The following is a 25,813-nucleotide window of genomic DNA, read 5'->3' on the forward strand; positions in this document are numbered from 1 at the left end:
GGCGCGGTGACCGCACCGAACGACAACACCAACGGGGGCGTACCGGTCCCGGTGGCCCCGGCCGGGGCCACCAGCGGTGCGCCGGCCGAGTACCCGCCGGCCAGCCCGGCCGGCCGTGGCATGTTCGGCGTGCACGGCAGCGGCGACGTCTCCGGCTTCGGCGGCCTGGTCCGCCCGCGCAAGCCGATCGAGGAGAGCCCTCGGCCGTACGGCGGCTACTTCGACGAGGTCCGGGACGCGCTGGAGGAGGCGTACCCCGGGTTCGGTGACGCGATCGAGAAGGTCGTGGTCGATCGGGGCGAGCTGACCCTGCACGTGCGCCCGGAGCGGATCGCCGAGGTCTGCCAGGTGATGCGCGACGACCTGGCGCTGCGCTTCGAGCTCTGCTCCTCGGTGTCCGGTGTGGACTACCTGGGCGCGGACGAGCGTCGGCTGCACGTCGTCTACCAGCTCACCTCGATGACCTACCGGCGTCGGGTCCGGCTGGAGGCCGCCGTCTCCACCGAGGACCCGCACCTGCCGAGCGTCACCAGCGTCTACCCGACCGCCGACTGGCAGGAGCGGGAGACGTACGACATGTTCGGCATCGTCTTCGACGGCCACCCCAACCTGACCCGGATCCTCATGCCGGACGACTGGGAGGGGCACCCGCAGCGCAAGGACTACCCCCTCGGCGGCGTGCCCGTCGAGTACAAGGGCGCGGAGATCCCGCCGCCGGACAAGCGGAGGTCGTACCAGTGACGACGTCGAACTACGCGACCGAGCGCGAGACCGCCGAGGGCAAGGTCTTCACCGTCACCGGTGGGGACTGGGACCAGGTCGTCTCCGGTACCGACCCGATCAACGACGAGCGGATCGTCGTGAACATGGGCCCGCAGCACCCGTCCACGCACGGCGTGCTCCGGCTCGTCCTCGAGCTGGAGGGTGAGACGGTCCGCGAGGCGCGCTCGGTCATCGGCTACCTGCACACCGGCATCGAGAAGAACCTCGAATACCGCAACTGGGTTCAGGGCTCGACCTTCGTGACCCGGATGGACTACCTCTCCCCGCTGTTCAACGAGACGGCGTACGCGCTGGCGGTGGAGAAGCTGCTCGGCATCACCGACGAGATCACCGAGCGGGCCACCACCATCCGGGTGCTGATGATGGAGCTCAACCGGATCTCCTCGCACCTGGTCTGGCTGGCCACCACCGGCATGGAGCTGGGCGCGATCTCGATCATGCTGTACGGCTTCCGCGAGCGGGAGTACATCCTCGACATCTTCGAGACCATCACCGGCCTGCGCATGAACCACGCGTACGTGCGGCCGGGCGGGGTGGCGCAGGACGTGCTGGACGACGCGATCGTCAAGATCCGGAACTTCCTCAAGATGATGCCGAAAAAGCTCAAGGAGTACGAGGACCTCCTCTCCGGTCAGCCGATCTGGGTCGAGCGCACCAAGCACGTCGCGGTGCTCGACGCGACCGCCTGCCTGGCGCTCGGCGTCACCGGCCCGGTCCTGCGCTCCGCCGGTCTCGCCTGGGACCTGCGCAAGACCATGCCGTACTGCGGCTACGAGACGTACGAGTTCGACGTCCCGACCCACCCGGACGGCGACGTCTGGGGCCGCTACCAGGTCCGGCTCGCCGAGATCCGCGAGTCGCTGAAGCTGGTCGAGCAGGCGCTGGACCGGCTGGCCAAGCCGGGCCCGGTGATGGTGGCCGACAAGAAGATCGCCTGGCCGGCGCAGCTCGCCATCGGCGTCGACGGCATGGGCAACTCGCTGGAGCACGTCGCCAAGATCATGGGTCAGTCGATGGAGTCGCTGATCCACCACTTCAAGCTCGTCACCGAGGGTTTCCGGGTCCCGCCGGGCCAGGTGTACGTCGGCATCGAGTCGCCCCGCGGCGAGCTGGGCGTGCACGCCGTCTCCGACGGCGGCACCCGGCCCTACCGGGTGCACTACCGGGAGCCGAGCTTCGTCAACCTCCAGGCGCTCCCGGCGATGGCCGAGGGCGGCCTGATCGCCGACGTGATCGCCGGTGGCGCCTCGCTGGACCCCGTGATGGGTGGTTGTGACCGATGACGACGACTTTCACCGAAGAGACCCGGGCCCGGGCGCGGGAGATCATCGCCCGGTACCCGGCCGACCGGTCCCGCTCGGCGCTGCTGCCGCTGCTGCACCTGGTCCAGTCCGAGGAGGGGTACGTCTCCCCGGCCGGCGTCGAGTTCTGCGCCGAGGTGCTCGGCCTGAACAAGGCCCAGGTCGGCGCGGTGGCCACCTTCTACACCATGTACAAGCGCAAGCCCACCGGTGACTACCTGGTCAGCGTCTGCACCAACACCATGTGCAACGTGCTGGGTGGTCAGGAGGTCTACGACACCCTGGCCGAGCACCTCGGCGTCGGGCACGACGAGACCACCGAGGACGGGAAGATCACCCTGGAGCACGCCGAGTGCCTGGCGGCGTGCGACTACGGCCCGGTGATGACGGTCAACTACGACTTCTTCGACAACGTCGACCCGCAGGGCGCGGTGGGCGTGGTCGACGACCTGCGCGCCGGTGGCCGGCCGATGCCGACCCGGGGTGCCCGGCTCTGCACGCTGAAGGAGATGGCCGTCCAGCTCGCCGGCTTCGCCGACGAGCGCGAGGGCGCCGTCGCCGACGGCGGGCCGGGCGTGCCGAGCCTGCGCGGCCTGCGGCTGGCCGAGCAGCACGGCATCTCGGTGCCGGGCTTCGACCCGCACACCCCGATCCGCAGCAAGGCCGAGGCCGACAAGGCCGCCGAGCACGCCAAGGCCGCCCAGGCGGCCGGTGCGGCGGCCAACCCGCCGGCCGCTGACCGCAAGCCGGCTGGCGACAACGCCGGGGCGCAGCAGCGCAACCTCAAGGAAGCGGAGGCCGGGGCGGGCGCCAACGGCGCGGGCCCGGCGGTCGCGAGCGAAACGGGGGTCCAGAAGTGACCACTCCTCGGCCGGAGACGCTGGCCAAGCTGACGCCGGTGCTGACCAAGCGGTGGCTGTCGCCGGACGCCTGGCGGATCGGCACCTACGAGAAGCTGGACGGCTATGCCGCCCTGCGCAAGGCGCTCAAGGCCCACCCGGACGACCTGATCCAGCTGATCAAGGACTCCGGGCTGCGCGGTCGTGGCGGCGCGGGCTTCCCGACCGGTCTCAAGTGGGGCTTCATCCCGCAGGAGCCAAACGGAAAGCCGCCGGCAAGACCTCATTATCTGGTGGTGAACGCCGACGAGGGCGAGCCGGGCACCTGCAAGGACCTGCCGCTGATGACCCACGACCCGCACTCGCTGGTCGAGGGCGTGATCATCGCGTCGTACGCGATCCGGGCCAACCGCGCGTACATCTACATCCGCGGCGAGGCCGTGCACGCCGCCCGGCGGCTGCGCAACGCCGTCCAGGAGGCGTACGCCCGGGGCTACCTGGGCCGGAACGTCCTCGGCAGCGGGTTCGACCTGGAGCTGGTGGTGCACTCCGGCGCCGGGGCGTACATCTGCGGCGAGGAGACGGCGCTGCTGGACTCGCTGGAGGGCTTCCGGGGCCAGCCCCGGCTCCGCCCGCCGTTCCCGGCCACCCACGGCCTGTACGCCAGCCCGACCGTGGTCAACAACGTCGGCACCATCGCCAGCGTGCCGTACATCGTGCTCGGCGGCGCGGACTGGTGGAAGACCATGGGGACGGAGAAGTCGTCCGGCCCGATGATCTACTCGCTCTCCGGCCGGATCGCCAACCCGGGCCAGTACGAGTGCTCGATGGGGATCACCCTGCGCGAGCTGATCGAGCTGGCCGGCGGCATGCAGCCCGGGCACAACCTGAGGTTCTGGACCCCGGGCGGGTCGTCGACCCCGCTGCTCACCGCCGAGCACCTCGACGTGCCGCTGGACTTCGAGGGGGTGGCGGCGGCCGGCTCGATCCTGGGTACCACGGCCACGCAGATCTTCTCCGACCAGGACTGCCCGGTGTACGCGACCTACCGGTGGCTGGAGTTCTACCACCACGAGTCGTGCGGCAAGTGCACCCCGTGCCGTGAGGGCAACTACTGGATGGTCCGGGTCTACCGGCGGATCCTCGCCGGCCAGGGCACCCATGAGGACCTGGACACCCTGCTCGACACCTGCGACAACATCCTCGGCCGCTCGTTCTGCGGTCTGGGTGACGGTGCGACCAGCTCGGTGACCTCGTCGCTGAAGTACTTCAAGCAGGACTACCTCGACTACATCGAGGGACGTACCGCACCGAAGCTGTCGGACAAGCAGCTGGTGGGAGCGCACTGATGACCGACGTAGCCAAGCAGACCGAGACCGTCACGCTCACCATCGACGGCGTCCAGGTCACCGCGCCCAAGGGGGCGCTGCTGATCCGGGTCGCCGAGCAGTTGGGCACCGAGATCCCGCGGTTCTGCGACCACCCGCTGCTGGCCCCGGCCGGCGCCTGCCGGCAGTGTCTGGTGGAGGTGGAGGGCCAGCGCAAGCCGGTCGCCTCCTGCACGCAGACGGTCGCCGACGGCATGGTGGTGCGGACCCAGCTCACCTCGCCGGTGGCGAAGAAGGCGCAGGAGGGGGTGATGGAGCTGCTGCTCCTCAACCACCCCCTGGACTGCCCGATGTGCGACAAGGGCGGCGAGTGCCCGCTGCAGAACCAGGCGATGTCGACCGGCCGGACCGACTCGCGGTTCCACGAGCACAAGCGGGAGTACCCGAAGCCGCTGCCGATCAGCACCCAGGTGCTGCTCGACCGCGAGCGCTGCGTGCTCTGCCAGCGCTGCACCCGGTTCTCCGAGGAGATCGCCGGTGACAAGTTCATCGACCTGATGGGCCGGTCGTCCGCCGAGGAGATCAACATCTACCGGGACGACGCGTACGGCGATGAGGGCGACGCGGGTGACGTGCCGTTCAACTCGTACTTCTCCGGGAACACGGTGCAGATCTGCCCGGTGGGCGCGCTGACCGGCGCGCAGTACCGGTTCCGGGCCCGCCCGTTCGACCTGGTCTCCACCCCGAGCGTCTGCGAGCACTGCTCGGCCGGCTGCGCCCAGCGCACCGACTGGCGGCGCGGCAAGGTGCAGCGCCGGCTGGCCGGCGACGACCCGGCGGTGAACGAGGAGTGGAACTGCGACAAGGGCCGGTGGGGCTTCCAGTACGCCCGGGCGTTCGACCGGCTCACCACCCCGCTGGTGCGCGACGAGAAGACCGGTGAGCTGCGGGAGGCGTCCTGGAGCGAGGCGCTGACCCGGGCCGCCGAAGGGCTGCGGGCTGCCCGCGACGGCGGGCCGGGCTCGGCGGTGCTGACCGGCGGTCGGCTCACCGTCGAGGACGCCTACGCGTACGCCAAGTTCGCCCGGGTCGCGCTGCACACCAACGACATCGACTTCCGGGCCCGCCCGGTCTCCCGCGAGGAGGCCGACTTCCTGGCCAGCACCGTCGCCGGGGTCACCGACGTGACGTACGCGGACGTGGAGAACGCGCCCGCGGTGGTGCTGGTCGGCCTGGAGCCGGAGGAGGAGTGCCCGATCCTCTTCCTGCGGCTGCGCAAGGCGTACCTGAAGAAGACGCTCACGGTGTACGCGATCGCGCCGTTCGCGACCCGCGGCCTGGAGAAGCTCGGGGCCAAGCTGGCCCGAGTGGTGCCGGGCGAGGAGGCCAGCGTGCTGGCCGAGCACGCCACGGTGGCCGAGGCGCTGAGCCAGCCGGGGGCGATCCTGATCGTCGGCGAGCGGCTCGGCGCGGTGCCGGGCGGGCTCTCCGCCGCGGCGGACGTCGCCCGGCGTACCGGTGCCAAGCTGGCCTGGGTGCCGCGGCGCGCGGGCGACCGCGGTGCGGTCGACGCGGGCTGCCTGCCCAACCTGCTCCCCGGCGGCCGCCTGGTCACCGAGCCGGCGGCCCGGGCCGAGCTGGGCGAGGCGTGGGACATCCCGGCCGGGGTGATCCCGAGCCAGGCCGGGCGGGACACCGACGGCATTCTCGTCGCGGCCGCCAACGGTCAGCTCGGCGCCCTCGTGGTGGCCGGCGTGGACCCGGCCGACCTGGCCGACCCGCGCCTGGCCGAGCAGGCCCTGGACGCGGTGCCGTTCCTGGTCAGCCTGGAGCTGCGGATGAGCGCAGTGGCCCGCCGGGCGGACGTGGTCCTCCCGGTCGCCCCGGTGGTCGAGAAGGCCGGCAGCTTCCTGGACTGGGAGGGCCGGCTGCGTACCTTCGAGGCGGTGCTGGAGACCGACGCGTTGACCGACGGCCGGGTACTCGACGCGCTGGCCGCGCAGCTCGACGTCCGGCTCGGCACCGGCGACGTGCCGAGCGTCCGCCGGGAGCTCGGCGCGCTGCCGCCGACCCGGGTGGATCGCCCGACCGTCCCCACGGTCGAGCCGGCCGCCGTCCAGCAGCCCGGGTCCGGCGAGGCCGTGCTGGCCACCTGGCACCAGCTGATCGACCTGGGCAGCCTCACCGACGGCGACGAGCACCTCGGCGGCACCGCCCGCCCGCCGGTGGTCCGGCTGGGCAAGGGCACGGCCGAGGCGCTCGGCGTGGCCGACGGCGACCCGGTGACCGTGGGCACCGACCGCGGTGCGGTCACCCTGCCGGCGGCCATCACCGAGATGCCGGACGGCGTCGTCTGGCTGCCGACCAACTCACCCGGCTCGACCGTCCGGCGCAGCCTCGGCGCGACGTCCGGCGAGATCGTGAAGATCTCCGCCGCCCCGCTCGCCGCGGACGTGGCCGGTCGTGCGGGTCCGCTCCTCAACACCGGGAGTGCCCAGTGAGCGCGAGGAGTGAACGAGCGGAGCGAGTGAGCCCCGCAGTCGCGAACGAAAGGCGGGCGCAGTGAACCTCTACCTCGCGGCGCAGGACCCGACGCTGGCCGACTTCGGCAAGGACCCGTGGTGGCTGGTCCTCGTGAAGATCGTCTTCGCCTTCGCCTTCGGTCTGCTGGCCACGCTGCTCGGCGTCTGGTTCGAGCGCCGGGTCGTCGGCTACATGCAGGTGCGGCCCGGCCCCAACCAGGTCGGCCCGTTCGGCCTGCTGCAGACCCTCGCCGACGGTCTGAAGATGGCCTTCAAGGAGGACATCCTCCCGCGGACCGCCGACAAGGTCGTCTTCTTCTTCGCGCCCACCATCTCGGTGATCTGCGCGGTCACCTCGCTGTCGGTGGTGCCGTTCGGCCCGAAGGTGAGCATCTTCGGCCACTGGACGCCGCTGCAGGTCACCGACGTGTCGGTGGCGGTGCTGGTGATCCTTGCCTGCTCCTCGATGGGCATCTACGGCATCGTGCTCGGCGGCTGGGCCTCCGGCTCGACCTACCCGCTGCTCGGCGGTCTCCGGTCCAGCGCGCAGATGATCTCGTACGAGGTCGCCATGGGGCTGAGCATCGTGGCGGTGTTCATGACCGCCGGCACGATGTCCACCAGCGGGATCGTCGCCGCTCAGGGCGACGCCACCCGGCTGACCGTGTTCGGCACCGAGATCCCGGCCCCGGGCTGGTACGCGATCCTGCTGCTGCCCAGCTTCATCATCTTCTTCATCGCCACCGTCGGTGAGACCAACCGGGCGCCGTTCGACCTGCCCGAGGCGGAGTCGGAGCTGGTCGCGGGCTTCATGACCGAGTACAGCTCGCTGAAGTTCGCGCTCTTCATGCTCTCCGAGTACGTCTCGATGGTGACCATGTCCGCGGTCACCACCACGCTCTTCCTCGGCGGCTGGCGGGCCCCCTGGCCGATCACCCTGTGGGCGGGCGCCAACTCGGGTTGGTGGCCGATGCTCTGGTTCTTCGGCAAGGTGATCATCCTGGTCTTCGTCTTCGTCTGGCTGCGGGGCACCCTGCCCCGGCTGCGGTACGACCAGTTCATGCGCTTCGGCTGGAAGGTCCTGCTGCCGATCAACCTGGTCTGGATCCTCGTGCTGAGCGGGCTGCGCTCGATCGAGCACTTCGACACCAAGTCCCGGCTGACCTACACCGCGATCGGTGCGGGCGTGCTGCTGCTCGCCACGCTGCTGTGGCCGAGCAAGAAGAAGGAGCCGAAGCCGTCGCTTCAGGAGCAGGTCAACAGCCGGCCGCACGGCAGCTTCCCGCTGCCGCCGATGGATCTTCAGGTACCACCGAGCCCGCGCACCAGGCGCGTGGTCGCCGAGCGGGAGCCGGCCAACGTCGTCGCCGGCCCGGACTCCAGGGAGGTGTGACGTGGGCGCGATCACCGGAACGTTCAAGGGCTTCGGGGTCACCTTCTCGCACATGTTCAGGAAGGTCGTCACCACCGACTACCCGTTCAAGCCGCCGGTCTCGGCGCCGCGCTACCACGGGCGGCACATCCTCAACCGGCACCCGGACGGGCTGGAGAAGTGCATCGGCTGCGAGCTGTGCGCCTGGGCCTGCCCGGCGGACGCGATCTACGTGGAGGGTGGCGACAACACCGAGGAGCAGCGCTTCTCCCCCGGTGAGCGGTACGCCAGCGTCTACCAGATCAACTACGCCCGGTGCATCTTCTGCGGGCTCTGCATCGAGGCCTGCCCGACCCGGTCGCTCACCATGAGCAACGAGTACGAGCTGGCCCGGGACAACCGGCAGGACCTGATCTTCACCAAGGAGCAGCTGCTCGCGCCGCTGCTGCCGGGGATGGAGCAGCCGCCGCACCCGATGCGGCTGGGTGACAGCGAGAAGGACTACTACGTCGGCGGGCTGACCAACCCGGGCACCTCGGCCGGTGCCGAGCGCTCGCCGATGGGCCCCGGCCGGTACCAGGTGGACGAGCACCCCGGCGTGACGTTCCCCGGCGCCGAGCAGGCGGCCCAGCGGGCGGCGGCAGGCAAGGGAGACACGGCATGACCACGCAGACGGTGCTCGCCGAGGCGGCCTCGGTCGGCGGCGGCGAGGCGGTGACCTTCTGGATTCTCGCCCCGCTGGCGCTGATCGGCGCGATCGGCATGGTGTGGGCGCGCAACGCGGTGCACTCGGCGCTCTGGCTGGTGCTGACCATGCTCTGCCTGGGCGTGTTCTACGTCCTGCAGGCGGGGCCGTTCATCGGCATGGTGCAGATCATCGTCTACACCGGCGCGATCATGATGCTCTTCCTGTTCGTGCTGATGCTGGTGGGCCGGGACGCCTCCGACTCGCTGATCGAGACGCTGCGCGGGCAGCGGACGGCGGCGATCGTGCTGGCCCTCGGCTTCGCCGGCCTGGTCGGCACGGGGCTCTACCGGGCGCTCGACGGCGTCCGGGCCGTCGGCTTGGACAAGCCGAACGCCGAGGGCAACGTGCAGGGCATCGCCCGACTGCTCTTCACCAAGTACGTCTTCGCCTTCGAACTGACCTCGGCGCTGCTGATCACGGCGGCCGTCGGCGCGATGGTGCTGGCACACGTCGAGCGGCGCAAGCAGGACCGGATGGACCAGATCGCCACCATGAAGGCCCGGTTCCGCCCCGGCAGCTACCCCGGCCCGAAGCCCGGCCCGGGTGTCTTCGCCACCTCGACCTCGGTGGCCACGCCGGCCCGCCTCCCCGACGGCCGGCTGACCGAGCGCAGCATCCCGGAGATCCTGCCGGCGCGGGAGCTGACCGCTGAGGAGACCTCCCTGAAGGGGACGGAAAAGAAATGAACTCGTTCTTCTCGGTCGAGCCGACCTACTACCTGGTCCTCGCCGCGGTGCTCTTCACCATCGGCGCGGTCGGGGTGCTGGTCCGGCGGAACGCGATCGTCCTGTTCATGTGCGTCGAGCTGATGCTCAACGCGGCGAACCTGACGCTGGTCACCTTCAGCCGCATCAACGGCGACCTGAACGGCCAGATCATGGCGTTCTTCGTGATGGTGGTCGCGGCGGCCGAGGTCGTGGTCGGGCTCGCGATCATCATGTCGATCTTCCGGACCCGGCGCTCGGCGAGCGTCGACGACGCCAACCTGCTGAAGTACTGAGGGGCCTACGGTGGAAGAGACTGTGCAGTTTGCTTCGGCCAGTGGCCTCCTCGGCAGCGTCTGGCTGCTGGTGGCCATCCCGCTGGTCAGCGCGGCGATCCTGCTGCTGCTCGGCCGCCGGGCCGACCGCTGGGGCCACTGGCTCGGGGTCGGCGCCATCGGCGCCGCCTTCGTGCTCGGCCTGACCTACTTCTTCCAGCTCCGCGGCCTGGCGAACAAGCAGGTCCAGCTGAGCCTCTGGCAGTTCATCGCGACCGGCGACCTCAAGGTGGACTTCGGTCTGCTCTTCGACCCGCTGGCCGCCGTCTTCGTCCTGCTGATCACCGGGGTGGGCTTCCTGATCCACCTGTACGCGGTCGAGTACATGGCGCACGACGAGGGCCGGCGGCGGTTCTTCGGGTACTTCAACCTGTTCGTCGCCGCGATGCTGCTGCTGGTGCTCGGCAACAACTACGTGATGCTCTACTTCGGCTGGGAGGGCGTCGGTCTGGCGTCGTACCTGCTGATCTCCTTCTGGTACGGCCGGCCGAGCGCGGCCACCGCCGGCAAGAAGGCGTTCCTGATGAACCGGGTCGGCGACGCCGGCCTGGCCATCGGCATCTTCGTACTGTTCGCCCAGCTCGGCACCACCCAGTACGACCAGGTGTTCAGCAACGTCGGTGAGCTGAGCAAGACCACCGTCCTGGTGCTCGGTCTGCTGCTGCTCCTCGGCGCGACCGGCAAGTCCGGCCAGTTCCCGCTCCAGGCGTGGCTGCCGGACGCGATGGAGGGCCCGACCCCGGTCTCCGCGCTCATCCACGCGGCCACCATGGTCACCGCGGGCGTCTACCTGATCGCCCGTTCCAACCCGATCTTCTCGGCCAACACGACGCTCCAGCTCGTGGTGGTCAGCGTCGGCGCGATCACCCTGCTGATGGGCTGCCTCATCGGCGCGGCCAAGGACGACATCAAGCGGGTGCTGGCCTGGTCCACGGTGAGCCAGATCGGCTACATGTTCCTCGGCGTCGGCCTGGGCGGCGGCGCGTACGCGCTGGCCATCGTGCACCTGCTGGCGCACGGCTTCTTCAAGGCCAACATGTTCCTCGGCGCCGGCTCGGTCATGCACGGCATGAACGACCAGGTGGACATCCGCCGCTTCGGCAGCCTGTCGAAGTACATGAAGGTCACCTGGCTGACCTTCATGACGGGCTGGCTGGCCATCATCGGCATCCCGCCGCTGTCCGGCTACTTCTCCAAGGAGCCGATCATCGCGACCGCGTTCGAGCGGGGGGACTGGACGTCCTGGCTGTTCGGTGGCGCCGCGCTGCTCGGCGCCGGGCTCACCGCCTTCTACATGACCCGGCTCTTCGTGCTCACCTTCCACGGCCCGAAGCGGTGGACCGAGGACATCGAGCACCCGCACGAGTCGCCGAGGCTGATGACCGTCCCGCTGATCCTGCTGGCGATCGGCTCGATCGCGGCCGGCTTCCTGATGAAGAGTTCGGTGCCGGACTGGCTGACCGCCACCGCCGGCCTGGGCGGCGAGCACGCGGAGCACGAGCCCGTTCTCGCGCACTGGCTGATCACCGTGCTCTCGCTGGTGGTCACCGTGCTGGGCGCCGGGCTGGCCTGGACGCTGTTCCGCAACGGCACGGCCACCGAGCCGCAGCCGGCCGGCGTGCTGGTCACCGCCGCCCGCAAGAACCTCTACACGGACGCCGTCAACGAGGCGGTCTTCGAGAAGCCGGGCATCTTCCTCACCCGGGCGCTGGTCTTCCTCGACAACCGGGGCGTCGACGGGCTGGTCAACGGCCTTGCCGCCGCGGTGGGCGGGGGCTCCGGCCGGCTCCGGCGGCTGCAGACCGGTTTCGTGCGGTCGTACGCGACCTCGATCCTCACCGGCGCGCTGCTCGTGCTGGCGGCGTTCCTGGCGGTGCAGGCGGGGTGGCTGGCGTGATCGACCTGAACGCGGCCGCCCCCGCCGGCGGGCCACGCAGTCACGACGGAGGTAAGGCCGAATAATGTCCAACTTCCCGTTCCTCTCGGTGCTGACCGTGGCACCGCTGGTCGGCGCCCTGGTCGTGGCCCTGCTGCCGCGCCGCCGGCCGGACCTGGCCAAGCTGGTGGCGTTCGGCTGGTCGCTGCTGGTGCTGGTGCTGTCGGTGGTGATGTGGATCGCCTTCCAGGCCGACGGTGACCGTTTCCAGTTCCGCGAGTCGTACGCGTGGATCCCGCGCTGGGGCGTCAACTTCACCTTCGAGGTGGACGGCATCGCGCTGGTCATGCTGATGCTGATCGCGATCCTGGTGCCGCTGGTGATCCTGGCGTCCTGGCACGACGCCGAGTCGTCCAAGCGCTCGGTGCCGGTCTACTTCGCGCTGCTGCTCGTCCTCGAGTGCACGATGATCGGCGTCTTCGCCGCCGCCGACGTCTTCCTCTTCTACGTGTTCTTCGAGGTCATGCTGGTGCCGATGTACTTCCTCATCGGCAGCTACGGCGGCCACCAGCGGCAGTACGCGGCGGTCAAGTTCTTCCTCTACTCGCTGGTCGGCGGTCTGTTCATGCTCGCCGCGGTGATCGGCCTCTGGGTGGTCGGTGGGAAGACCTTCGACTGGCAGGCGCTGAGCCAGGTGGACATCGACGTCAACACGGCCCGCTGGCTCTTCCTCGGCTTCTTCCTCGCGTTCGCGATCAAGGCGCCGTTCTTCCCGTTCCACACCTGGCTGCCGGACGCCGGTGGCGCGGCCCCGGCCGGCGCGGCGGCCCTGCTGGTCGGCGTGCTGGACAAGGTCGGCACCTTCGGGATCCTGCGCTACTGCCTGCCGCTCTTCCCCGAGGCGTCGAAGTGGTTCGCCCCGTGGGCGCTGGCGCTGGGCGTGATCGGCATCATCTACGCCGCGCTGCTGGCGGTCGGGCAGAACGACCTCAAGCGGCTGGTGTCGTACACGTCGATCGCGCACTTCGGCTTCATCGGGGTCGGCATCTTCGCCTTCACCACCCAGGCCGGCACCGGCGCGGTGCTCTACATGCTCAACCACGGGCTGGCCACCGGCCTGCTCTTCCTGGTGGTGGGCATGCTGGTCGCCCGCCGCGGCTCGGCCCTGATCAGCGACTTCGGCGGCGCCGGCAAGCTGGTCCCGGTGCTGGCCGGGGTGCTTTTCTTCGCCGGTCTCGCCTCGCTGGCGCTGCCCGGCACCGCGCCGTTCGTCTCCGAGTTCCTGGTGCTGATCGGCACGTTCACTACCAACAAGCCGGTCGCGGTGATCGCCACGCTCGGCATCATCCTGGCCGCGGCGTACGTGCTGTGGATGGTGCAGCGCACCACCCAGGGCACCCTCAACCCGGCCCTGACCGAGGTCGACGGCATGCGTCGTGACCTGACCCTGCGCGAGAAGATCGTGGTCGCCCCGCTGATCGCGCTCATCGTGCTGCTCGGCTTCTACCCCAAGCCGGTCACCGATGTCATCAACCCCGCCGTCAAGGCGACCATGCAGGACGTCGGTAGGACCGACCCTGCTCCGACGGTCGGCAGCGTCCAGGAGGCCGCAAAGTGACCGAGCTGAAGTTGCCGTCGCTCGACTACGCGGCGCTCGCTCCCATCCTGATCATGCTGGGCGCCGCCCTGGTCGGCGTCCTCGTCGAGGCGTTCGTGCCGCGCCGCCTGCGCAACGGGGTGCAGCTCGCGCTCGCCCTGCTGGCGGTGCTCGCCGCGCTGACCATGGTGATCCTCAACGCCGACGACCGGCTGCTCACCGCCGGCCAGGCCATCGCGGTGGACGGGCCGACGCTCTTCCTTCAGGGCGCGATCCTGATCCTGGCCACGATGGCGTTGCTGCTCATCGGGGAGCGCTCGGTGGAGCGCGGCGGAGCCTTCGTGGCCCACGCCGCGGTCACCGCCGAGTCGGCGGAGGACCGGCGGCAGGCCGACGGTGCCGGCGGCACCACCGAGGTGTACCCGCTGGCCACGTTCGCCATCGGCGGCATGCTGATCTTCGTGGCGGCGAACGACCTGCTCACCATGTTCATCGCGCTCGAGGTCTTCTCGCTGCCGCTCTACCTGCTCTGCGCGCTGGCCCGCCGCCGGCGGCTGTTGAGCCAGGAGGCCGCGCTGAAGTACTTCATGCTCGGCGCGTACGCCTCGGCGTTCTTCCTGTTCGGGGTGGCGCTGATCTACGGCTTCACCTCGGGCATCCCGGGCCGGCCGGCCGGCGTCGACTTCGCCACCGTGCACGCCGCGGTCACGGACTCCTCGTCCAGCCCGACGCTGCTCTACGCCGGCATGGCGCTGCTCGCCATCGGCCTGCTCTTCAAGGCCGCCGCTGCGCCGTTCCACGTCTGGACGCCGGACGTCTACCAGGGCGCCCCGACCCCGGTGACCGGCTTCATGGCCGCCTGCACCAAGGTCGCCGCCTTCGGCGCCCTGCTGCGGGTCTTCCACGTCGCCTTCGCCGGGGCCGCCTGGGACTTCACCCCGGTCCTCGGCACGGTGGCGGTGCTGACCATGCTGGTCGGTGCGGTGCTCGCGGTGACCCAGACGGACATCAAGCGGCTGCTGGCGTACTCGTCGATCGCGAACGCCGGCTACCTGCTGGTCGGCGTGCTGGCCCCGAGCAAGGACGGGCTCTCCGGCACGATGTTCTACCTGGTCGCGTACGGCTTCTCGGTGATCGCCGCGTTCGCCGTGGTGACCCTGGTCCGGGACGCCGACGGGGAGGCCACCCACCTGTCCCGCTGGGCCGGGCTGGGCCGCCGCTCGCCGTTCTTCGCCGGAATCTTCACCTTCATCCTGCTGGCCTTCGCCGGTATCCCGCTGACCAGCGGCTTCATGAGCAAGGTCGCCGTCTTCGGCCCGGCGTGGGGGAGCGGGAACGCGTGGCTGGTGATCGCCGGTGTGCTGACCAGCATGGTGCTGGCCTTCCCGTACCTGCGGGTGGTGGTCATGATGTGGCTCTCCGAGCCGGGCGAATCCACCCCGACGGTCACCGTGCCGGGTGCGCTCACCTCGGCGGCTCTGGTCATCGGCGTGCTGGCCACGCTGGTCCTGGGTGTCGCCCCGGCGCCTCTGCTCGACCTGGCCAACGGGGCCGCCGAATTCGTGCGATGACCGAGGTCGTCCCACCGGGGGCCGGTACGCCGTGGCGTACCGGCCCCCGGTCCGTATCCCCCTCGCCGGGCAGGTCGAACGGGTGTGGCATGGTTGAACACGTGGTGATTCCGGCTAGTGAGCGTTCAGGTGCCACCGGCTCCGGCGGTCGTCGGGGTCCGGACGGCACGGGTCAGTTCGGTGCGATCGGCCTGCACCTCGCCGACCCGCGCGTCGAGGCGTCTGTGCTGGGCCTGCTGGAGCGCGTCGAGAGCGAGCTGCGGGCCACCGTGGCCAGTGCCGACCCGCTCATCGCCGAGGCGTCCCGTCACCTGCTCGACGCGGGCGGCAAGCGGTTCCGTCCGCTGCTGGTCGCGCTGGGCGCCCAGTTCGGCGACCCGCGCAACGAACAGGTCGTGCCGGCCGCCGTGGTGATGGAGCTCACCCACCTGGCGACGCTCTACCACGACGACGTCATGGACGAGGCGGCGGTGCGCCGGGGTGCCCCGACCGCCAACTCCCGATGGACCAACTCGGTCGCCATCCTGGTCGGCGACTACGTCTTCGCCCGGGCCGCGAGCACCGCGGCCGACCTGGGCCCCGAGGCCGTCCGCCTGCAGGCGCGCACCTTCGCCCGGTTGGTGCACGGCCAGATCGCCGAGACGGTCGGCCCGCGCGGCACCGACCCGGTCGCGCACTACCTGCATGTCATCGCCGAGAAGACGGGTTCGTTGATCGCCACGTCGGCCCGGTTCGGCGGCATGTTCGCCGGCGCGTCCGCCGAGCACACCGAGGCCCTGGCCGGGTACGGCGAGATCATCGGCGTGGCCTTCCAGCTCTCCGACGACCTGCTCGACATCGCCGCCGAGTCGCTGCAGTCCGGCAAGACGCCCGGCACCGACCTGCGGGAGGGCGTACCGACCCTGCCGGTGCTCTACGCGCTGGCCTCCGACGACTCGGACGCCGCGAGCGTGCGGCTGCGGGAGATCCTGGCCACCGGCCCGTTGGTCGACGACGCGCTGCACGCCGAGGCGCTCGGCCTGCTCCGCGAGTCCCCGGCGCTCAAGCGCGCCCGGGAGACCGTGCGCAGCTACGCCGAGGACGCGCGGGCACAGCTCGCCCCCCTGCCGGACGGCCCCGCCCGCCGCGCCCTCGAATCCCTCTGCGACTACATCGCCGACCGCACCGGCTGACCCACACGTCGCCGCCCGCCCGAGCCACGGCGATCACCGGAGCTGGGCCGGGAGGGGCGGGTCAGGCCGGACTGGTCAGAAGGCGGGCGCCGGTGAGCATGAGGACGGCGGCCAGGAGCATGGACACCGCGGCCACCGCCCACATGGTGGGGTAGTCGAGGTGGGCGGCCACGGCGCCGAGGCCGAGGGGGCCGAGGCAGCCGCCCGCGTACACCCCGGTCTGGGTGATCGAGGTGGCGGCGGCCGGGGCCTGCGGGTGGAGCCGGACCACCGCGAAGTTCATCAGCCCGGGCCAGGCCCAGCCGAGGCCGAAGCCGAGCACCACGCCCGCGACCAGCGGTCCGGAGCCGGTCAGCGCGAGCAGGCCCAGCCCCACGGCGCCGACCACGAGCATGCCGGCGATCAGCGTGACGTGGCCGCTCTCCCGGCGGTCCGCGAGCCAGCCGGCGCCGACCCGGGCCACCACGCAGACCGCGCTGCCCAGGGTAAGGGTGAGGCCGGCCAGGGCCGGGGAGAGGCCTCGCCCGGCCGAGGAGTCCACCACGAAGGTGCCCAGCGTGTTCGCGGCGGCCGCCGCGAGGGTGGCGGCCAGGCCGACCACCACCAGCGCCACCGTCGCCCGCCCCGCCCGACCGGCGGCGGGTGTCCTCTCCTGGTCGCGCTCCTGCTCGGGCACGGCCGGCAGCGCGGCCAGCGCCGCCCCGGCGGCGGCCACGAACGCCCAGCGCCAGCCGGCGGTCAGCGCGATGGTCGGGACCGCCGCGCCGGCCAGCAGGGTGGAGACCGGGATGGCGGCCTGTTTCACCCCGAAGGAGAGCCCCTGCCGGTGGGCGGGGACGTGCCGGGCCAGCGCCGCGTTGCTGGCGAGCTGGCCGAGCGCGTTCGCGGCGGCGCTGAGCCCGAGCAGCACCACCAGCACCGGGTACGAGCGGGCCAGCGCCGCCACGGCCAGCAGCGAGCCGGCGGAGAGCAGGATGCCGGCGCGGGCCACCACGGCCGGGCCGTACCGCTCGACGAGCACGCCGGAGGGGACCGAGGCGAGCGCGCTGATCCCGAAGTAGACCGACACGGCCAGGCCCAGGCCGGCGGGGGAGAAGTGCAGGTCGTGGCCCATCTGCACGGCGAGCCCGCCGAGCAGGAAGACGGGCAGCACGCAGGCGATCGTGGTGGCGATGGCGCCCGCGCTGGCGCGGACGGTTCCCTGGGACGCGGGGGGCGAGGGCTGCAGCGCGGTGTCAGTCATTTCCAGGCAAACCTACGCCGTCACGTTTTGGCAGCTGATCGTGTCTGTCGGTACACGGTCCGCCACCACTGATCTGGCATCCTCGATACGAACAGGCATTTCGCACTCGGCCGGTTTTTCATATGGTGTAAGTCCCCGGCGGCGGAGGTGGTTGTGCGCGACCCCTTGGCGGAACCTTCGGACCTGATCCGAAGTGTCTCCCGCGCGCTTCGAGTGCTCGAGTCGGTCGGTCGTGCGCCGAGGGGACTCACCGTCAAGCAGATCGCCCGCCGCTGCGAGCTGACCGTGGCCACCACATACCACCTGGTCCGCACCCTGGCGTACGAGGGGTACGTGATCCGCCGGGAGGACGGCACGTACATCGTCGGGCTGGAGGTGGCCGATCGGTACCGGGAGCTGGTGACCGCGTTCCGCGGGCCGCAGGCGGTCGGGGAGTCGCTCCGGCGGGCGGCGGCGGACACCGGGTGGAGCCACTTCCTGGGGCGCTTCGTCGGCGGCCAGGTGGCGGTCACGGCGGTCGCCGAGGGGTCTCGCTCGCCCTACCTGGAGGACCTGGTGCCCGGCTTCGACGAGGGGGCGCACGCCACCGCCCTCGGCAAGAGCCTGCTCGCCACCCTCACCGCCGAACAGCGCTTCCGCTACCTGCGGGAATACGGGATGCGCCCGTTCACCAGCGCCACCCTGACCGCCCCCGACGCGTTCGAGGCCGACCTGGCCGCCGGTGACCGGCGGGGGATGCAGTTGGAGCTGGGCCAGTTCCGGCAGGGGGTGGCCTGCGCCGCGGTGCTGGTCACCCCGGACAAGGACCTCGAGCGCCGGGTGGTGCTGGCCTGCGCGTTGCCGGCCAGCGAGATGATGACCTCGGCCCGGGTGGTGCGGGCCAAGCTGCTCACCGCCGCCCGCGCGATCGCCGACGGCATCGCCGCCGAAGCCTAGACCCGGACGCCGCAGGGCCCCTCCCCGGCGGGGGGAGGGGCCCTGCGAGGCGGTCCAGCGCCGAACCGCCAGGGGAAACGTCAGCTGCCGATCGGGCCGCCGTCGAGGCGCCAGGTGACCACCACGCCGGGCTTGGCGAAGTCGCCGTCCGGCCAGGTGGAGGCCGGGTTCTCCACCGACGCGCCGGTGATCTCGCCCGGGTGTTGCACGGCCACGAAGACCGAGCGGTTGTCCCGGGTGATGAACGGGCCGCAGGTCTCCGCGCCGAGCGGCACGGTGAGGAACTGCTTCAGGTGACCCCGCTCCGGGCCCTCGAGGGCGGTGGCGAAGAGGCCGTCATTGCTGCCCAGCGCGTTGCCGTCGGTGGCGATCCAGAGGTTGCCGGTGGCGTCGAAGGCGACGTTGTCCGGGCAGGAGATCGGGGAGACCTTGCTCTTGTCGTACCCGGCGAAGTGGGTCGACGGATCGGCCGGGTCGCCGCAGACGATCGGCAGCGACCAGGTGAAGCTCTCGGCGGTGTTGTCGGCCCGGTCCTCGACCAGCTCCAGGATCTGCCCGTGCTTGTTGAGGTTGCGCGGGTTCGCCTCGTCGGCGGGGGCCTTGCCGGCCTTGCCCCGGTCGGTGTTGTTGGTCAGCGCCACGTACACCTTGCCGGTGAGCTGGCTGGGCTCGACGTCTTCCGGCCGGTCCATCTTGGTCGCGCCGACCTTGTCGGCGGCGAGCCGGGTGAAGGTGAGCACATCCGCGGCGGTCATCCCGTCGACGTACGAGCGGTTGCCGCTGACCAGCTTGATCCACCGGCCGCGCCCGTCGAACGCGCCGTCGGTGGGGAGCTTGCCGCTCCCGTCGACCTCGGCGGCGCTGTTGCCCTCCAGGGCGGCCACGTAGAGCGTGCCGGACTCCAGCAGGGTCAGGTTGTGCTTGCGGGCCACCGAGGAGCTGCCCGGCAGGAACTTCTTGTCCGAGACGAACTTGTAGAGGTAGTCGAAGCGCTCGTCGTCGCCCATGTAGGCCACCACGTGCCCGTCCTTCGCCACGATGACGTTGGCGCCCTCGTGCTTGAACCGGCCCAGCGCGGTGTGCTTGCGCGGCTTGCTGTCCGGGTCGAACGGGTCGATCTCGACGATCCACCCGAAGCGGTGCGCCTCGTTGGGGTGCTTGGCCAGGTCGAAGCGCTCGTCGGCGCGGTCCCACTTGCGGCTGCCGCTCGGGTGGCGCACGTCGGTCGGGATGCCGTAGCGGGCCAGCTTCGGCTTCAGCTCCGCCGGCGCGCCGTCGCCGCCGACGAAGTACTGGTTGAAGTTCTCCTCGCCGGAGAGCACGGTGCCCCACGGGGTGACCCCGCCGGCGCAGTTGTTCAGCGTGCCGACCACCGTGCGGCCCTTCGGGTCGGCGGCCGTGCGCAGCCAGGCCGAGCCGGCGGCCGGGCCGGTCAGCTCGAACGTCGTGGCCAGCGCGGTGACCCGCCGGTTGTACGGCCGCCGGCCGTGGCCCACCGGCCGCCATCGTCCGGTGCCCTCCACCCGCTCCAGCTCGACCACGGACATGCCGTGCGCGGCCATCGCCACCCGCAGCTGCTCGACCGAGAGCGCGTCCTGGCTGGTGAAGCCGGGGAACATCAGGTCCTCGTTGGTGTACTCGTGGTTGACCACGAGCAGCGCCCGCTTCCGGTCGATCGGCAGCACACCGACGAAGTCGTTGTTGTAGCCGAACTGCTCCGCCTGGGCGGCGGCGGTCTGGCCGTGCGCGTCGAACTCTGGCGCGCCGGGCACCACCGGGTCGCCCCACTTGATCACGACGGCGTGGTCGTACCCGTTCGGCACGACCAGGGTGTCGAGCTTGTTCGGGGGGATCGGCTTGAAGGTCAGCGCGCCGCTGCCCACGCCACCGGACGGCGCGGCGGCCTCGCCCGCGCCGGGGACGGCCGGGGCGGCGGGCGCGGCGGCGGCCGGAGCGGCGCCGGCCAGCGCGCCGGCCACGGTCCCGCCGAAGCCGAGCACCAGGGCGCCGACGGCACCGGCGCGGACCACGCCGCGCCGGGACACCTGGGCCTGCACCAGGTCTCCGAAGTACGGGTTGGCGGACGAGTTCGGCACCGGGTGGTCGCAGGCGTTGCCGCACCGGTACTGGCAGGTCATCGCGTCGCGGGCACCGTGACGGGTGGCGCCCAGGAGCGGGAGCAGGCGAGGACGGTCGCTCATGGGGAGAGGCCTCCTGAGGAAAGACGTCGGCGGCGCGCGAGATCAGTCGCGCGTGCCGGACGCTGCCAGGATGGGATGAGCGGGCCTGGACTGGGACGTGAATCACATGTGAACACCTGCCCGTGAGCGGGGCTGAACCGGGCGGCGTCACGGCGCGTATCAGAATGGGAATGCGGTTCGCCGTTCGACGCGAGGAGACCGCCATCAGCGACCATGACGCCCAACTGCTGCGGGCGCTGCACGACGAGCACGCCGACGCGCTCTTCGCGCACGCCCTCCGGCTGGTGAACGGGGACCGGTCGCGGGCCGAGGACCTGGTGCAGGAGACGCTGCTCCGGGCCTGGCGGCACCCGGAGGCGCTGGACCCCACCCGCGGCTCGGTGCGGGCCTGGCTCTTCACTACCGCGCGGAACCTGGCCATCGACGCCTGGCGGCGCCGGTCCACCCGGATCGGGGAGGTGTACACCGACGAGCTGCCCGAGCCTCCGGAGGCGGTCGACGAAACGGAGCGCGCGGTGGAGGCGTGGACCGTGGCGGAGGCGTTGAACCGACTCAGCCCCACCCATCGTGAAGTCCTGGTGGAGTGCTTCTACCAGGGCCGGTCGGTGGCGGAGGCGGCCGCGCGGCTCGGGGTGCCACCGGGCACGGTGAAGTCCCGTACCCACTACGCACTGCGCTCACTACGGCTGGTCCTGGCCGAGATGGGGGTGACCCGATGACCCGCTGCGAGTTCGCGCACGACGACGGCGCGTACGTGCTGGGTGCCCTCGCTCCGGCCGAACGGGCCGCCTACGAGCGGCATCTGGCCGGCTGCGCGGCCTGCCGGGAGGCGGTGGCCGAGATCGCCGTGCTGCCCGGCCTGCTGGGTCGGCTCGACCCGGCCGGGCTGGAGCAGTTCCTGCCGGCGACGTCGGAGACCTCCCGGCTGCCCGCGCTGCTCGACGCCGCCCGGGAGCAGCGGCGCCGCGAGCGGTCCCGGTCGCGCCGACGGTACGCGCTGACCGCGCTCGCCGCGGCCGTCCTCGCCGTGCTGGCCGGCGTCGGGGTGACCCTGGTCCGCCCGGCCGTCCCGCCGACGCCGCAGGTGGCCCTGACCGCGATGCGGCCGGTCGCCGGCCCGGTCCCGCTGCACGCCGAGGTCGGGTTGACCGACAAGAAGTGGGGCACCGAGGTCACCCTGCACTGCGGGTACGACCAGCGGACGGATCACCGGGAGGCGTACACCTTCCGGCTGGTGGCGCACGGCCCGGACGGCGCGACGGAGCAGGTCGCCACCTGGCTGGCCGCCCCCGGGGACAACCTCCGCATGATCGGCGCCACCCACTTCACCCACGGTGAACTGGTCCGCCTCGAACTACTGCGCGCCGACAACACCCCCGTCCTCGCCTACGACTTCCGCTGACCGGGGTCAGCGGGTCGCGGCGGGGACCGGGGGCGTGGCGGCCCGCGCCGCGACCCGGGTCCGGCGGGCGTTGCGCAGGGCGTCGACGGTGAAGACGATCAGGGCGAGCCAGACCAGCCCGAAGCCGGCCAGCCGGGCCGGCGGCATCGGCTCGTGGAAGATCAGCACCCCGCAGCCGAGCTGGAGGATCGGGCCGACGTACTGCAGCATGCCGATGGTGGTCAGCGGCAGCCGGTTGGCCGCCCCGGCGAAGAGCAGCAGCGGGATCGCGGTGGCCGCACCGGCCAGCACCAGCAGCACGGTGTGCCCGGTCGAGACGTGCCCGAACGTCGCCGCGCCGTGCCGGGTCAGCCAGCCCAGGTACGCCAGCGCGGGCAGCGCCAGCACCGCCGACTCGACGAAGAGCCCCTCCGCGGCGGGCAGCCCGAGCCGCTTCTTGACCAGCCCGTACCCGGCGAAGCTGAAGGCCAGGACGAGCGCCAGGTACGGCAGCCGGCCGTAGTCCACGGTCAGCACCGCCACCGCCACGCCGCCGACGCCGAGCGCCGCCCACTGCGCGGGGCGCAGCCGCTCGTGCAGCAGGAAGACCCCGATCAGCACGATGACCAGGGGGTTGATGAAGTAGCCGAGCGCGGTCTCGACCACCCGGTCGGAGTTCACCCCGTAGATGTAGGTGCCCCAGTTGACGGCGATCAGCGCGGCCGCGGCGGCGATGCCGGCCAGTGCCCGCGGGCGCCGGGCCAGCGCGCGCAGGAAGCCGATGTTGCGCATCGCGGCCAGCAGCAGGGCAACGAAGACCACCGACCAGACGATCCGGTGGGCGAGGATCTCCACCGGTCCGGCGGGGCGGAGCAGCTTCAGGTAGATCGGGAAGAAACCCCAGAGCAGGTACGCGCCGAAGCCGTACAGGTAGCCGAGGCGGGTCTGGTTCACGCCTCCACCGTAAGTGGTGAAGCGGCGTGTTGCTCCTTTCCGGTGACCTGGGTCACCGGCGCTGCCCACTTCATCCACCGGTCCGGCTCGACCGGGGTGAAGCCGACCTTGACATACACCCCGTGCGCATCTTCGGTCGCCAGCAGAATCCGGCGTACGCCCAGCCCGGCCAGGTGGTCGCGGACCGACCCGGCCAGCCAGATGCCCAGCCCCCGGCCGCGCTCGTCGCGGTCCACGTACACGTCGCAGAGCCAGGCGAAGGTGGCCCGGTCGGTGACCACCCGGGCGACCGCCACCTGCCGCCCGTCCCCCGGCCGGTAGACGCCGAACCCGATCGAGCCGGCGAACGCGCGCTCGACCGTGTCCCGCTCCCGCCCGAGCGCCCAGTACGCGTCGGTGGAGAGCCAGTGGTGCACCCGGTCGAGGTCGAGCCGTGCCGGGTCGGTGCTGAGCTGGTAGCCGTCAGGCCGGGTCAGGGTGAACACCCGCTCGACGCTAGTACCGCCCCACCCGCCCCTCACGAGCCAATTCCCGCCCACTGGCCTGGCCGGTGGGCGGGAATCGACGGGTGGTGTGGGATCAGTCGCGGTCGAGGACGGCGCCGAGGATCCACGTCACGATGCCGACGAAGAGCGCGCCCAGCAGCGCGGCCGGCCAGAAACCGTCCACGTGGAACGGCAGCCCGGCCTGGCCGGCGATCCAGCTGGTCAACAGGAAGAGCAGGCCGTTGACCACCAGCGCGATCAGGCCGAGGGTCAGCAGGTAGAAGCCGCAACCGACGGTCTTGATGATCGGCTGGAGCACGGCGTTGACCACGCCGAAGATCACCGCGACCAGCACCAGCGTGGTCACCTTCTCGGTGACCGACGCCGTGTTCAGCGTGATGCCCGGGATGAGCAGCGTGGCGAGCCAGAAGGCCACCGCGGTCGAGCCCACCCGGATCAGAAGACCCTTCAGAAAATCCATGGCCGGGATCGTGCCATGTAGCGTCGACTCGCGGAACCCGCAAGGACCGGTCAACGGCGGCTCGGGCGACCGATCAGTTGCGACTCGATCGGCGTCGGGGAGAGCAGCGCCCAGCGCAGCGCGCGCCGGTTGACCACGGCGACCATGTCGTCCCGGATCCGGGTCAGCCAGTCCGCCGAGCCGCCGAGACCGAGCGCCACGCCGGCCAGCGCCGCCTCGTCCGGGTCGAGCGGTTGCAGGATCGCCAGATCGGCCCGGGCGAGCGTCGGCGTGTCCGCCGGGGTCAGCTCGTCCCGGACCACCAGGACGGACCGCCAGGCCCCCGCCGCGCCGACGTCGGGCGGCACCGGCCCAGCGTCGACCACCACCAGCAGTGGTCGCAGCGGCGAACCCGGCGCGCCGCCCACCGGCCGCCCGGGCGGGATCAGCGGCACCACCCCGCCGGGCGCGCCCACCGCGCGGACGAACGGTTCCCACACCCGGGGCCGGGCGGTCTGCACCACCACCCGCGCGCCGAGGGCCAGCGCCCGCAGCACCATGAGCTGTGCGGCGGGTATCCCGCCGACCAGGAGCAGCCGGGTCGCCCCGGGGCCGAAGAGGCGGATGGTCACCGGCCCGCCGTGCCGGCTGGTCCCGACCATCAGCCCGGACTCGCCGAGGGAGAGCTCCAGCGCGTCCAGGTCCGCCCCGGCCGCCGCCGTGCCGCCCCGGGCCGTCGCCAGCGGCAGGGTGGCGGCCAGGCCGTCCAGGTGCTCACCGTCGAGCCGGCGGACCTCCGCGCCGAGGTCGCCGACGAGCCGGCGCAGCGCCCGGTCGGCGACCGACAGCTCCGTCGCGGTCCAGGCGGCCAGCCGTACGGTCAGCTCCACCGGCACCGGGGCGGCGCCGGCGTGCGGGCCGACGCAGAGCGCGACGGTGCCGGCGGTGACCGGCAGCGCCAGCAGCCGGGACACCAGCCGCCGCCCCGCGTCGGTACGCGGGTCCGGCCAGCGGTGCAGCCGGTACGTGGCCTGAACCAGCCCGCCCGCCGTCACCGCCTGCCAGGACTCGCGGACCGGCGCGCCGCCGTCCTGGTGGGCCAGTTCGGCGACCACCCGGAGGACGGCCGGCCCGCCCAGCGGACGCCCGGTCAGCGGGCCGAGCCGGTGGACGATCCGCCGGACCGCGCCGGAGAGCGCCCGCCGCAGCTCCCCGTCCGACCAGCCGTCGGTCCGGAGCGCCCGGACGGCGAGCACGGCCCGGGCCCGCGCGGCCAGCCGCCCGTCGGTGAGCTGGCGGTACGACGTCCCGGCGGTGCCGGCCCGGGCGGCCGGCGCGGGGGCGGGCGAGGCGGAGAGCAGGAGCTGGATCCGGACCGGCGGGCTGTCCGGGCCGGGCGGGGGAAGCAGGGACAGCGGCCCGGGAAGGGATCGCGGCCCGTCGCCGAGCAGGTCACCGGCGTCGCCGATCTCCAGCAGCGCGGTCATCCCGACCACGTCGTCGACCACGGCGGCCGGGCCGCCGGCGAGCTCGGCGGGATGCACCGACGCCCCGGGAGCCACCAGCTCCACCAGCGCGGACGGCCCCGCGGTGGCCGGCAGGGCCTGCCGCCGGGCCAGGTGCCCGAGACCGATCAGCAGCCACTCGTAGAGCCACCGGCCGCGCCACCGCACCCAGGTCCCGGGCAGCAGCAGCGTCGCCAGCAGCAGGGCCGCCGCGGTCACCGCCACCCCCCGGCCGACGGCCGCGACGAGCACCGCGACCGCCACCTGCGCGGCCACCACCTGGCCGGCCCGCAGGCCGGGGACGGGACGGGCCGTCCACCGTGGCGCGGGTGGAGCCGACGGCGCCGGCCGGCCGGTCGTGGTCGCCGCCACCGCGCCTCCTCCGCCTGCTCGTCGGGTGACGTTGCCGTGGCTCATCGTAAGGCTTCGTTGTCCACAGGGGATGATGAGGGGGTAGCCGAACCGGAGTCGGGCCGCTACCGTCAGCGACGAGTTCCGCC

Annotated in this window: 22 protein-coding genes; 16 read left to right on the forward strand and 6 right to left on the reverse strand. The window is 71.9% G+C overall.

What is annotated here, in order from left to right; all coding sequences use genetic code 11:
• Positions 1–6 precede the first annotated feature (6 nt).
• From ACFYOS_RS18015 to ACFYOS_RS18075, 13 genes are all read left to right on the forward strand, one after another.
• The gene (locus ACFYOS_RS18015; RefSeq protein ID WP_387142338.1) at positions 7–741 is read left to right on the forward strand and encodes an NADH-quinone oxidoreductase subunit C; all 735 of its coding nucleotides are present in this window, start codon (positions 7–9) and stop codon (positions 739–741) included.
• Entirely contained in the window at positions 738–2,066 is a 1,329-nt protein-coding gene (locus ACFYOS_RS18020; RefSeq protein ID WP_387142341.1) for an NADH-quinone oxidoreductase subunit D, read from the forward strand. Before ACFYOS_RS18015 ends, ACFYOS_RS18020 begins: the two co-directional genes overlap by 4 nt.
• Complete coding sequence (gene nuoE, locus ACFYOS_RS18025) at positions 2,063–2,944, forward strand: NADH-quinone oxidoreductase subunit NuoE (protein WP_387142344.1); 882 nt, start codon at positions 2,063–2,065, stop codon at positions 2,942–2,944. The genes ACFYOS_RS18020 and nuoE overlap by 4 nt, the downstream gene beginning before the upstream one ends.
• Entirely contained in the window at positions 2,941–4,272 is a 1,332-nt protein-coding gene (gene nuoF / locus ACFYOS_RS18030) for an NADH-quinone oxidoreductase subunit NuoF (protein WP_387142347.1), read from the forward strand. The genes nuoE and nuoF overlap by 4 nt, the downstream gene beginning before the upstream one ends.
• Complete coding sequence (locus tag ACFYOS_RS18035; protein WP_387142350.1) at positions 4,272–6,752, forward strand: NADH-quinone oxidoreductase subunit G; 2,481 nt, start codon at positions 4,272–4,274, stop codon at positions 6,750–6,752. Before nuoF ends, ACFYOS_RS18035 begins: the two co-directional genes overlap by 1 nt.
• Before the next feature lie 61 nt (positions 6,753–6,813).
• Positions 6,814–8,166 (forward strand): NADH-quinone oxidoreductase subunit NuoH, encoded by a 1,353-nt coding sequence (gene nuoH, locus ACFYOS_RS18040; RefSeq protein ID WP_387142353.1) that lies wholly within the window; start codon positions 6,814–6,816, stop codon positions 8,164–8,166.
• A gap of 1 nt (position 8,167) precedes the next feature.
• The gene (gene nuoI, locus ACFYOS_RS18045; protein WP_387142355.1) at positions 8,168–8,809 is read left to right on the forward strand and encodes an NADH-quinone oxidoreductase subunit NuoI; all 642 of its coding nucleotides are present in this window, start codon (positions 8,168–8,170) and stop codon (positions 8,807–8,809) included.
• A complete protein-coding gene (locus ACFYOS_RS18050) occupies positions 8,806–9,579 on the forward strand; it encodes an NADH-quinone oxidoreductase subunit J (protein WP_387142358.1) in 774 nt (257 codons plus the stop codon). The genes nuoI and ACFYOS_RS18050 overlap by 4 nt, the downstream gene beginning before the upstream one ends.
• Positions 9,576–9,893: an NADH-quinone oxidoreductase subunit NuoK gene (gene nuoK, locus ACFYOS_RS18055; protein ID WP_091668688.1), complete on the forward strand. Its 318-nt coding sequence runs from the start codon at positions 9,576–9,578 to the stop codon at positions 9,891–9,893. The genes ACFYOS_RS18050 and nuoK overlap by 4 nt, the downstream gene beginning before the upstream one ends.
• A 10-nt stretch (positions 9,894–9,903) precedes the next feature.
• Positions 9,904–11,829, forward strand: coding sequence for an NADH-quinone oxidoreductase subunit L (nuoL, locus tag ACFYOS_RS18060; RefSeq protein ID WP_387142361.1), 1,926 nt, complete (start codon positions 9,904–9,906; stop codon positions 11,827–11,829).
• A 64-nt stretch (positions 11,830–11,893) separates the two neighbouring features.
• On the forward strand, positions 11,894–13,426 hold the full coding sequence (locus ACFYOS_RS18065) for an NADH-quinone oxidoreductase subunit M (RefSeq protein WP_387142364.1): 1,533 nt from the start codon (positions 11,894–11,896) through the stop codon (positions 13,424–13,426).
• Positions 13,423–14,976: an NADH-quinone oxidoreductase subunit NuoN gene (gene nuoN / locus ACFYOS_RS18070; RefSeq protein ID WP_387142367.1), complete on the forward strand. Its 1,554-nt coding sequence runs from the start codon at positions 13,423–13,425 to the stop codon at positions 14,974–14,976. Before ACFYOS_RS18065 ends, nuoN begins: the two co-directional genes overlap by 4 nt.
• An 89-nt stretch (positions 14,977–15,065) precedes the next feature.
• Positions 15,066–16,148, forward strand: a complete 1,083-nt coding sequence (locus ACFYOS_RS18075; protein ID WP_387142370.1) for a polyprenyl synthetase family protein — start codon at positions 15,066–15,068, stop codon at positions 16,146–16,148.
• A 61-nt stretch (positions 16,149–16,209) separates the two neighbouring features.
• Here ACFYOS_RS18075 and ACFYOS_RS18080 read toward each other — a convergent pair whose 3' ends face one another.
• Complete coding sequence (locus tag ACFYOS_RS18080) at positions 16,210–17,391, reverse strand: MFS transporter (RefSeq protein WP_387142373.1); 1,182 nt, start codon at positions 17,389–17,391, stop codon at positions 16,210–16,212.
• A 153-nt stretch (positions 17,392–17,544) separates the two neighbouring features.
• On the opposite strand from ACFYOS_RS18080, the gene ACFYOS_RS18085 reads away from it, so the two are divergent.
• Complete coding sequence (locus tag ACFYOS_RS18085; RefSeq protein ID WP_387142376.1) at positions 17,545–18,327, forward strand: IclR family transcriptional regulator; 783 nt, start codon at positions 17,545–17,547, stop codon at positions 18,325–18,327.
• Positions 18,328–18,407: 80 nt separating this feature from the next.
• Here ACFYOS_RS18085 and ACFYOS_RS18090 read toward each other — a convergent pair whose 3' ends face one another.
• Positions 18,408–20,528 carry a PhoX family protein gene (locus ACFYOS_RS18090; RefSeq protein WP_387142379.1) on the reverse strand — a complete coding sequence of 707 codons (2,121 nt, stop codon included), beginning with the start codon at positions 20,526–20,528 and terminating at the stop codon, positions 18,408–18,410.
• 224 nt (positions 20,529–20,752) lie between these two features.
• Here ACFYOS_RS18090 and ACFYOS_RS18095 point away from each other — a divergent pair, with 224 nt between their 5' ends.
• The gene (locus ACFYOS_RS18095) at positions 20,753–21,247 is read left to right on the forward strand and encodes a sigma-70 family RNA polymerase sigma factor (RefSeq protein WP_387142452.1); all 495 of its coding nucleotides are present in this window, start codon (positions 20,753–20,755) and stop codon (positions 21,245–21,247) included.
• Positions 21,244–21,930: an anti-sigma factor family protein gene (locus ACFYOS_RS18100; protein ID WP_387142382.1), complete on the forward strand. Its 687-nt coding sequence runs from the start codon at positions 21,244–21,246 to the stop codon at positions 21,928–21,930. The genes ACFYOS_RS18095 and ACFYOS_RS18100 overlap by 4 nt, the downstream gene beginning before the upstream one ends.
• A 6-nt stretch (positions 21,931–21,936) precedes the next feature.
• On the opposite strand, the gene rarD is transcribed toward ACFYOS_RS18100, so the two are convergent.
• From rarD to eccE, 4 genes are all read right to left on the reverse strand, one after another.
• Positions 21,937–22,863 (reverse strand): EamA family transporter RarD, encoded by a 927-nt coding sequence (gene rarD / locus ACFYOS_RS18105; protein WP_387142385.1) that lies wholly within the window; start codon positions 22,861–22,863, stop codon positions 21,937–21,939.
• Entirely contained in the window at positions 22,860–23,348 is a 489-nt protein-coding gene (locus ACFYOS_RS18110) for a GNAT family N-acetyltransferase (RefSeq protein ID WP_387142388.1), read from the reverse strand. The genes rarD and ACFYOS_RS18110 overlap by 4 nt, the downstream gene beginning before the upstream one ends.
• A gap of 94 nt (positions 23,349–23,442) precedes the next feature.
• On the reverse strand, positions 23,443–23,829 hold the full coding sequence (locus ACFYOS_RS18115) for a phage holin family protein (RefSeq protein WP_387142391.1): 387 nt from the start codon (positions 23,827–23,829) through the stop codon (positions 23,443–23,445).
• Between the two features lie 50 nt (positions 23,830–23,879).
• A complete protein-coding gene (gene eccE / locus ACFYOS_RS18120) occupies positions 23,880–25,685 on the reverse strand; it encodes a type VII secretion protein EccE (protein WP_387142394.1) in 1,806 nt (601 codons plus the stop codon).
• Positions 25,686–25,813 lie beyond the last annotated feature (128 nt).

Origin of the sequence: Micromonospora sp. NPDC005806 (genome assembly GCF_042871425.1) — a bacterium.
In the GTDB taxonomy this organism is placed as follows: domain Bacteria; phylum Actinomycetota; class Actinomycetes; order Mycobacteriales; family Micromonosporaceae; genus Micromonospora.

Bases quoted from the DNA above. Each gene is read 5' to 3' on its own strand.
- nuoK (WP_091668688.1), top strand. From the start codon at position 9,576: ATGAACTCGTTCTTCTCGGTCGAGCCGACCTACTACCTGGTCCTCGCC.
- ACFYOS_RS18075 (WP_387142370.1), top strand. From the start codon at position 15,066: ATGGTTGAACACGTGGTGATTCCGGCTAGTGAGCGTTCAGGTGCCACC.
- ACFYOS_RS18115 (WP_387142391.1), bottom strand. From the start codon at position 23,829: ATGGATTTTCTGAAGGGTCTTCTGATCCGGGTGGGCTCGACCGCGGTG.
- ACFYOS_RS18050 (WP_387142358.1), top strand. From the start codon at position 8,806: ATGACCACGCAGACGGTGCTCGCCGAGGCGGCCTCGGTCGGCGGCGGC.
- nuoE (WP_387142344.1), top strand. From the start codon at position 2,063: ATGACGACGACTTTCACCGAAGAGACCCGGGCCCGGGCGCGGGAGATC.
- ACFYOS_RS18090 (WP_387142379.1), bottom strand. From the start codon at position 20,528: ATGAGCGACCGTCCTCGCCTGCTCCCGCTCCTGGGCGCCACCCGTCAC.
- ACFYOS_RS18035 (WP_387142350.1), top strand. From the start codon at position 4,272: ATGACCGACGTAGCCAAGCAGACCGAGACCGTCACGCTCACCATCGAC.
- ACFYOS_RS18100 (WP_387142382.1), top strand. From the start codon at position 21,244: ATGACCCGCTGCGAGTTCGCGCACGACGACGGCGCGTACGTGCTGGGT.
- ACFYOS_RS18065 (WP_387142364.1), top strand. From the start codon at position 11,894: ATGTCCAACTTCCCGTTCCTCTCGGTGCTGACCGTGGCACCGCTGGTC.
- ACFYOS_RS18080 (WP_387142373.1), bottom strand. From the start codon at position 17,391: ATGACTGACACCGCGCTGCAGCCCTCGCCCCCCGCGTCCCAGGGAACC.